General features: G+C 48.7%; 8 protein-coding genes. 4 read left to right on the top strand and 4 right to left on the bottom strand.

Translation table 11 applies throughout. From position 1 onward, the window contains the following. Nucleotides 1-249, top strand: a 249-nt coding sequence (locus P8H26_RS17835; protein ID WP_289634438.1) for a hypothetical protein, incomplete at its 5' end; no start/stop codon positions are given. Between the two features lie 22 nt (nt 250-271). Here P8H26_RS17835 and P8H26_RS17840 read toward each other — a convergent pair. Further along, entirely contained in the window at nt 272-1699 is a 1428-nt protein-coding gene (locus P8H26_RS17840) for a GGDEF domain-containing protein (RefSeq protein WP_289634439.1), read from the bottom strand. Nucleotides 1700-2148: 449 nt separating this feature from the next. Between P8H26_RS17840 and P8H26_RS17845 the strand changes: the two genes are divergently transcribed. Both P8H26_RS17845 and P8H26_RS17850 read left to right on the top strand, forming a co-directional pair. Continuing rightward, complete coding sequence (locus P8H26_RS17845) at nt 2149-2757, top strand: TetR/AcrR family transcriptional regulator (RefSeq protein WP_289634440.1); 609 nt, start codon at nt 2149-2151, stop codon at nt 2755-2757. Further along, a complete protein-coding gene (locus tag P8H26_RS17850; protein ID WP_289634441.1) occupies nt 2754-3695 on the top strand; it encodes a DMT family transporter in 942 nt (313 codons plus the stop codon). Before P8H26_RS17845 ends, P8H26_RS17850 begins: the two co-directional genes overlap by 4 nt. Before the next feature lie 16 nt (nt 3696-3711). Here the strand turns inward: P8H26_RS17850 and P8H26_RS17855 are convergent, their stop codons facing one another. The 3 genes from P8H26_RS17855 to P8H26_RS18200 all read right to left on the bottom strand — a co-directional run bounded on the left by P8H26_RS17855 (nt 3712) and on the right by P8H26_RS18200 (nt 7310). Beyond that, nucleotides 3712-4779 carry a D-alanine--D-alanine ligase family protein gene (locus P8H26_RS17855; protein ID WP_289634442.1) on the bottom strand — a complete coding sequence of 356 codons (1068 nt, stop codon included), beginning with the start codon at nt 4777-4779 and terminating at the stop codon, nt 3712-3714. A gap of 151 nt (nt 4780-4930) precedes the next feature. Further along, on the bottom strand, nt 4931-6925 hold the full coding sequence (locus P8H26_RS17860) for a BCCT family transporter (RefSeq protein WP_289634443.1): 1995 nt from the start codon (nt 6923-6925) through the stop codon (nt 4931-4933). 118 nt (nt 6926-7043) lie between these two features. Beyond that, complete coding sequence (locus tag P8H26_RS18200) at nt 7044-7310, bottom strand: Lrp/AsnC ligand binding domain-containing protein (protein WP_374708326.1); 267 nt, start codon at nt 7308-7310, stop codon at nt 7044-7046. On the opposite strand from P8H26_RS18200, the gene P8H26_RS17865 reads away from it, so the two are divergent. Continuing rightward, the coding region (locus tag P8H26_RS17865; protein WP_374708327.1) for a TonB-dependent receptor domain-containing protein at nt 7215-8146 on the top strand (932 nt) is incomplete at its 3' end. The genes P8H26_RS18200 and P8H26_RS17865 overlap by 96 nt on opposite strands.

Consider the following 8146-nt stretch of genomic DNA (forward strand, 5'->3'; position numbering starts at 1 on the left):
GGCTGGACAGATTTGTCAGTATTTTTATTGTGCTATTGGCCGGTGAAATACGGCGTGGCTTACACTGCTGCTGTTTGCAGTCTTTCTCAGAATTATTATAAAAGAAGTAATACAGATCACATTATAAAATTATTTATTTTAGCTCTTCAAGAGGCGGAAATACCCTATAGCCTTGAACGAAACACCAGCAATTCTGGCAATGCTGACGGTGTTTTACATGCAACACTGCCTGCTTCATCATCTCTGTGAAAAAGCAAGCAGTGCTGAGAAGTCAAACGAGGGGAAAGGCCACTTCCGTACGGTTGCGGCCATTTTGCTTGGCTTTATAAAGCGCCTGATCTGCTGTTTCAATCAAATGGCTGAAGTCGGGGTGTCCGTTAAATGTAGACACGCCGGCAGATAAAGTGATGTTTTTTGTTCCGCCATCCGGCAGAGTAAATTTCTGCCCTGAAATATGCTGGCGCAAGCGTTCAGCAGTTTCGAATGCCGCTGCAGATCCCGCTTCAATCAAAACAACAAGAAATTCTTCTCCGCCGTAGCGGAAAACAAAGTCATTGGCGCGGCAGTGGGTGAAAATGCTCTCTGCCACCTGCTGGAGGATATGGTCGCCTCCGGAATGTCCGTAACTGTCGTTAATTGCTTTGAAATTATCAATATCGAGCATCATAACGCTCAATTCCATGCCTTTTTGTGAAGCCATTTTTACTTCACGAGCGAGAATGGAAGGTAAAAACCGTCTGTTGAGAGTTCTTGTCAGCGGATCTCTGCCGGATTCCATTGCTACGGCCGCCTGAAAAAGTTCAGCCAGAAGAAACTTTATTTCACCGGTTTTATTCTTAAAGGTCTCAACCAGTTCCGCAATATTCAATGCGGGATTTCTGGCTGCGGCGGACATGGCTGGCAAAAGAGTATTATCAATATATTTCAGATCATTACGGATATTATCCAGCACAGGCGAGCCCTGAAAGATCATATCGCCTTTGTGATGAAGCCAAAGGCCGAAATCCGAACTTGCAAGCGCAGGCAAGGCTGTATCCGGTCGGCTGCCATAAAGATTAAACAGAACGGACTGGCTCCACTCCATTAATGCAGCGCGCTGGATTTCACGCTCAAGCGATAAGTCCTGACTGAGTGCAAAAACCCGATAAGCTTCATCCGTCTGCGCATCTGTCTTTGTATTGCTGACAAAAGCCTGACTCATAAACTCAATAGCAATATTGATTGCATTGCCGGTATAGGCTGACAAGACAGCAAAATCCGCGAGATCAAAGGCCTTGTTTTGCAGCTGATCAATGATCTCATTTCTTAAAAGGCGCGCGCCTTGCATAACGACATGGATAGGCACCTGAATGCGGGCATGGACTTCGCCGATCTTGCGCTGTTCTGCAACAAAAGCCTCAACATCCAGCGTGCGCTCAACAAATAAGCGGCGCAGCCAGCCACGCATAGAATGCTGAAGACGGTCATGCACGACGTCCTGCGAAAGAAACGCTCTCGCATCCGGATTTTGCAGCAAGCGATCATAAAAAACACTGACCAGACGGTCTTTATCAGCCTCAATGAGGCAGGAAAGCTGCTTCGCCAGATGGGCAGGCAGGCTCTGCACAAGCTGAAACCATTCCGCTTCAGAAGGGGTGAGCGTGTCGGCTGCATAACCGGTTATCTCTGATTTCAGACGTGCATTATCCGTAAAAGTCATGGCTCAATTCTCGTGTACCGAAGCATGCGACGGAAACGCAAAAAAGCGTTTTCCGATAACAATATAGGTTAAAACAATGACTTGAGGCGCATGATGTAACGCATCACATCCAAACAAAATGCGTTTTAAGTCTCGTTCAGAGGCCTGCGTATGTTGCAGTCAAATGATCTATTTGCACTGCCACGACGCACAATTTTCATAATTCAGAGCAAAGCCGGTGAGCATAATTAAACACAACATGCTCCGGCGTAAATTTTGAGGATTCCACCGTAAAGCGACGGTGTAAACCTCAGTTATTGCCTTCAATATAATGGATGTGAGATTAATGGAACTCTTAAATATATGTTTTTAAATGAAAACTCTGTTACCTGAATGTTGACACTTGTATCTTTGAAGGCAATAGGTAGACTGACCTACCTAACGCATTTTTTCAAGCAAGTTGGATCATAATGTCTGCTTCTTCAAAACCACAAACGGCACTTTCCGTACGCGAGCGCTTGCTCAGCGCAGCAGGCATTTTGTTTTACAACCAAGGCATCAGCGCAACCGGCATTGATATGATTACGGCCAAGGCCGGTGTCGCCAAAATGAGCCTTTATAATAACTTTTCCTCAAAATCGGATCTTGTCGCCGCTTTCATTGAGGCGAGACATCAGGAATGGGTTGATTTGTACCAGCTGCGTTTAAACAATGCTCATACACCTGAAGAGCGCATTCTGGCGGTTTTTGACGCCTATGCAGATCATGCCGAGTTTGACTATGAGAAGGGGTTTCGCGGTTGCGGATTATTGAACGCCGCAGCGGAACTCACTGTGGGTGACAAGGGCAGGGAGGCTGTAAGGCGCCATAAGGAGGAGATTGAGCGCTTTTTGGTGCAACATCTGCACGAGTTTCGCAGAACTGATGGCGGGCTTCTCTCTCAGGAGACGGTGGATACGACTGCCGAACATTTGGCTTTTTTGCTTGAGGGTTCATTTTCCCGTGCGGGGCTTGAAGGCAACAGCAACCGCGTTCATCAGGCAAGACGCCTTGCAGAAACGATTTTGGCCGCCCTATGAGTGACACATCAGCGATCAGAACAGACGGCGCAGGTCTGGGTATTCTCTGCGTTTTGATTGCCTCCTTTTTATGGGGTACGACGGGCACGGTTGCCACATTCGCACCGGAAGTCGGGCCGCTTGCAATTGGCGCCGTTGCGATGGGGCTAGGGGGGATATTGCAAGCCCTGCTCGCTCTGAGAGCACTGAAGCGCGATGGCACAATGTTACGCCAGTACTGGCCGGTTGTCTTATTCGGCGCTCTTTCGGTTGCGGCTTATCCGCTCGCCTTTTACTCATCGATGTATCTTGCCGGTGTCACTGTTGGCACTGTTGTAACAATCGGATCTGCGCCGCTGTTCTCTGCGCTTACAGAATGGGTGTTTGATCGTAAAACTTTGAGTAAACAATGGCTTGCTGGTTCTGTTGCGGGGCTCGCCGGAATTGTTTTGCTTTGCTTCTTCGGTGAGGAGCAAAAGGCAGCTCAGGTTGTGTCATCATCATGGGAGGTCACGGCGGGTGTTGTTCTGGGTTTGATTGGCGGTTTAACCTATGCGCTTTATACATGGGCTGCACACAGGCTGATGCGCAAAGGAATATCCTCCAAGGCTGCGATGGGAGCCATCTTTGGCATAGGGGGGATTTTGCTTATGCCGGTTTTATTGGCGACCGGCGGCGCTCTGCTCTCATCCTGGAATAATGCGCTTGTAGGCGCTTATATGGCCGTCATACCTATGTTCACCGGCTATGTGCTGTTTGGTTACGCATTAGCACGCATCTCCGTGAGCACGGCAACCACAATAACACTGATTGAGCCTGTCATTGCCGCTTTGCTGGCGGTTGTGATTGTGGGGGAAACACTCTCTGCGCTTGGATGGCTGGGAGCGGTGCTGGTGATATCCTGCCTTGTTATTCTGTCGGCACCCCAAAATACGTTTTCCCGCAAGCAGCGCCGGTAATTTCTGGCAAGTGTTGTCAGTTACTGCGCGCCAGTCCGTGAGCTATGAGCCGGTCAATAATCTGCTCATAGCTGACACCGCTTGCAGCCATGACTTTTGAATACATACTGATATCTGTGAAGCCCGGAATAGTATTAATTTCATTGATTAAAATGCGCATATCATCGGTCACGAAGAAATCCACACGCGCCATCGCATCGCAGCCGGTTGCCCGAAACGCTTTTTCAGCCATTTCCCGAATTTGGGTTTCAATTTGCGGTGTAAGCTCTGCGGGTACGGTTAAAACTGCACCATTCTCATCGGTATATTTGGCTTCATAACTGTAAAACCCGTGATTTTCCGCAGGTTTAATTTCACCGCAACGCGAAACAAAAATTCCTCTGTCAACATCCTCAAGCACAGCACATTCTACCTCGCGGCCACGAATAAACTCTTCCGCAAGCAGCTTCTTGTCATGCCTGAAACCTTCATCAAGCGCTGAGTTGTAATCCTCCCGGGTAGAAACTTTATTCACGCCGACAGATGATCCTTGCCGTGCCGGTTTAACGAAGAAGGGCAGGCCGAGAATATTCTGTACTGTTTCAAAATCAGGTGCCGATTGTTGATGAATTGTAACAGCATGCGCGACTGGCAAATTAGCTTCATTTAATAAGCGTTTTGCGATTTCTTTATCAAGCGCCACGGCTGAACCAAGAATGCCGCAGCCGATAAGAGGAACGCGCGCAACTTCCGCTAATCCTTGCACCGCACCGTCTTCACCATGAAGACCATGCAAAATCGGAAACAGAGCATCAATTTTAGAGAGTTCGCTGAAAGCTCCGGCTGCGGATATCGCGATCAGACGACCGCAACCGCCGGATAGCAGGCAAACTTCCGTAGCAGGAGATGGTGTTACAAACTGGCCTTGCTCAAACCAGCTCAGAAACCATTGTCCGTCACGGGAAATATAGATCGGAACTGCTTCATATTTTGCAGGATCCAGCGCTTGCATCACATTGGTCGCAGAAAGTACCGAAACATCATGTTCAGGCGAACGTCCGCCAAAAAGCAGGGCAATACGCAGTCTGTTTGATGATCCGGTCATATGTACTCCGATTTCGTTGTGTAACGGGAAAAGAAGTACACATCATTCTCATCAAACCAGACTAAAATAAGTCAGCTACAGGCGAACCAAATCTGGCTGCCTGTGCAAGCTGGTAAATAAGCCCGCACCGCGATCAAAGATGTCCTGAAAGCTATATATCCGCGGAATGCTCTGGTGCACTGTGCATCAGTTGCGTTTCCGGTGCGTGAACCAAAGCGAGATATCGTTCAAATTGCACCAGAATATCCGCGATCAGCTGTTCTTTGGTAAAGCCCATCACATCATAACCTCTGCCACCGCTTGAGAAATATGTCCGCGCCTCATGGCGAAGATTTGGTTTTCCAACCCCCATCGTGGAAAAAGCCGGGATATGTTGGGCAGCAGGCATAATGCCGTAGATAAAATCTCTCGTGCCTTCTGCGGTGGAGCGCAGAGCAATTGCGCCGCTGTCTTCTGTAACCACTACGGTTTCCCGCCCGCGATTATTCAACTCGGTCGTGACAGCATTCAAAGCATCTTTGGCAGGTCCGGCGATAAATGCCGCGACTTCTCGCTGGGTTGGCGCATGCATAATCAATGACAATCTGCGCTGCCATGTAAGGCCTGAGGCTGGTTGTGCGGTCGGGACAAGAGGAATTGCGGCATGAGCAGTCTGCTGTGCCAAATCCGCTTTCATGCCTTTAAACAGCGACCAGACAAGTGCAATCATGATAATGCTAAACGGCAGGGCGCTTGCAATGGTCACGGCTTGCAGTGCTCCCAGACCACCTGCAACTAAAAGACTTGCAGCGACCACGCCTTCCAATGTGCACCAAAAGACCCGCTGTCCGGTTGTGGTTTCGGTTTCTCCGCCTGCGGCGATTGAATCAATGACAAGCGAGCCGGAATCTGAGGACGTTACGAAGAAAATGGCAACCAGCATAACAGCTAAGGTTGAAGTCAGAGTTGTCCAAGGCAAATATTCGAAAAAGTGGAACAAGCCGACGGAGACATCGGCGGCAATCTCTGCGCCCAGTTTGCCACCGGCGACAGTGGTATCAATGAGAATTGCCGAGTTTCCAAAAACAGTCATCCAGAAGAATGTAAAACCGGCAGGGATAAACAGCACGGCCGTCACAAACTCTCTGACTGTCCGGCCTCGTGAAATACGGGCAATAAACATGCCGACAAAAGGCGACCAGGATATCCACCATGCCCAGTAGAACAGCGTCCATGCATCGACCCACGGCGTTGGTTCATAGGCATAGATATTGAAGGTACGCAGGACGATTGTATCGAGATACAGCCCGATATTCTGCACGAAATCACGGAAAAGCTCTGCTGTCGGCCCCACAATCAGCACAAAAAGCATCAGAAGAATTGCAAGCAGCAAGTTGGTTTCGGAGAGAATGCGCACGCCTTTATCCAGCCCTGTTGCAACGGAAATCGTTGCTAATGCCGTGATCACTATAATCAAAGGCAGCTGAACCTGTAGCCCGATCGGCAGGCCGATCAGGTAATGAAGTCCGGAATTAATCTGCGAAACGCCAAGCCCCAGTGAGGTTGCAATACCAAACATCGTGCCGACGATTGCGAAAATATCAACCGCATGACCAATCGGACCATTAATGCGCTCTTTGAGCAGCGGGTACAGGCCAGAGCGGATGGTGAGCGGAAGATTGTAACGATATCCGAAATAGGCGAGGGACAGACCCACAACGGCATAAATAGCCCAGGCGTGAATTCCCCAATGGAAAAATGTGACCGCCATTGCTTCCCGCGTTGCCGCAATGGAACGCGGTTCTGCCGTTGGTGGCGCCATAAAATGGGTCATCGGTTCGCCAACGGCATAATACATCAGTCCGATGCCCATACCCGCAGCGAAAAGCATTGCAATCCATGAGAGGAAACTGAAATCAGGTGTTGAATCATCGGGGCCGAGTTTGAGGCGTCCGTAACGCCCCAGACAGAGAAGCAGAACGCTAACCAGAAAAATTCCGACAGATAATAAATAAAACCATCCGAAATTTGCGAGAATGACTGTCTGAAGCTGCGTGAAAATGCTCGCGGCCTGATCAGGAACAACGACCCCAACGGCCAAAAAGACGCCGATGACTATGATGGATCCGAAAAATACCGGTGGGTTTATAATGAACTTTGCTGGCATGAAAACTCTCGCAGGTTAGCGTTTCATGTTTTTAAAAAACAAAAAATAACTCTATAAAAATCAAGTAGTCTGACATTTTATGAATAAGGCGGATTTAATAAATATGACAGGAAGACTATTATAAGGGAAGGGACAGATCGACCTTAACTCTGTCCAGTACAACGATTGTTCTATAAGATTTAACCAAATGATTTTCTCCTAATAATTCAGCTGTCCTGCTTTCATATTCTTCCGTTGTTGGAACCGTCATTATCAGTATCAGGCCTGCACTGCCTGCAACCCAATAACATTGTCGCATGTTGATGTTGGTCGTCGTTTCGGACCGGACGGGGAATGGGGCATTTTCAATGGTTCCTATCGCGGCGGCGAGACTGCGATGAAGCATAATGACATTCAGGTTGGTGTCTTGTCGCTGGGGCTTGATTATCGCGGTGAACGGGTACGTGCCTCGCTTGATCTCAATCATTCCCGACAGAATATCGATGCGCCGACTTCACTGTTTAATGCGGCAGAAAAAAATTTCAAAATCCCGGATGCACCGAATGGCCGGATTAACACAGCCAATCCGTTCGAATATCATGACAGCAAGCACAATATGGCCGCTGCCCGTGTCGAGGTTGATGTGCTGGACAATACGACTGTCTATGCGGCAGGTGGTATCAGCCGTTATCGTGAGGATTTCCTGTCCACATCATACACAATTCTCAATTCCAACGGCGATGCAGAAGTTGAATTTGGCTATAATCCGCAGCAGATTCAGGGACTGTCGGGTGAGGTTGGTGTTCGCTCCGAATTTGATACCGGTCCTGTAGGCCATAAGCTCAATATTTCAGTGAGCGGAGCAAAAAACGAGAACCATCGCGGCCGTTTTAACCCCGGAAAACTGGGTTTCCGAAAATACCCGATCAACATCTACAATCCGGCCTATGTGCCTGATAACTGGGTAGATACAAGCGGATTGCTGCGCTCGGATAATCTCTATCCGTTCTCTGAGCTGGTTGCTAACAGCATCGCGATTTCTGACACGCTCTCTTTTGCCGATGACCGGTTCCAGCTGACGCTTGGCGGGCGTTATCAGCATATGCGTACACGTACCTTCAACACACGCCCAAATCCGGATGTACCGTTTGGAGCGCAGATTTATCATTATTCGGAATCCAAATTTAGTCCTGCCGTCGCTGCTATAGCGCGACATTCTTGGGTCGCAATTATCACAAAATC

Source organism: Pseudochrobactrum sp. sp1633 (genome assembly GCF_030376605.1).
GTDB lineage: Bacteria > Pseudomonadota > Alphaproteobacteria > Rhizobiales > Rhizobiaceae > Pseudochrobactrum.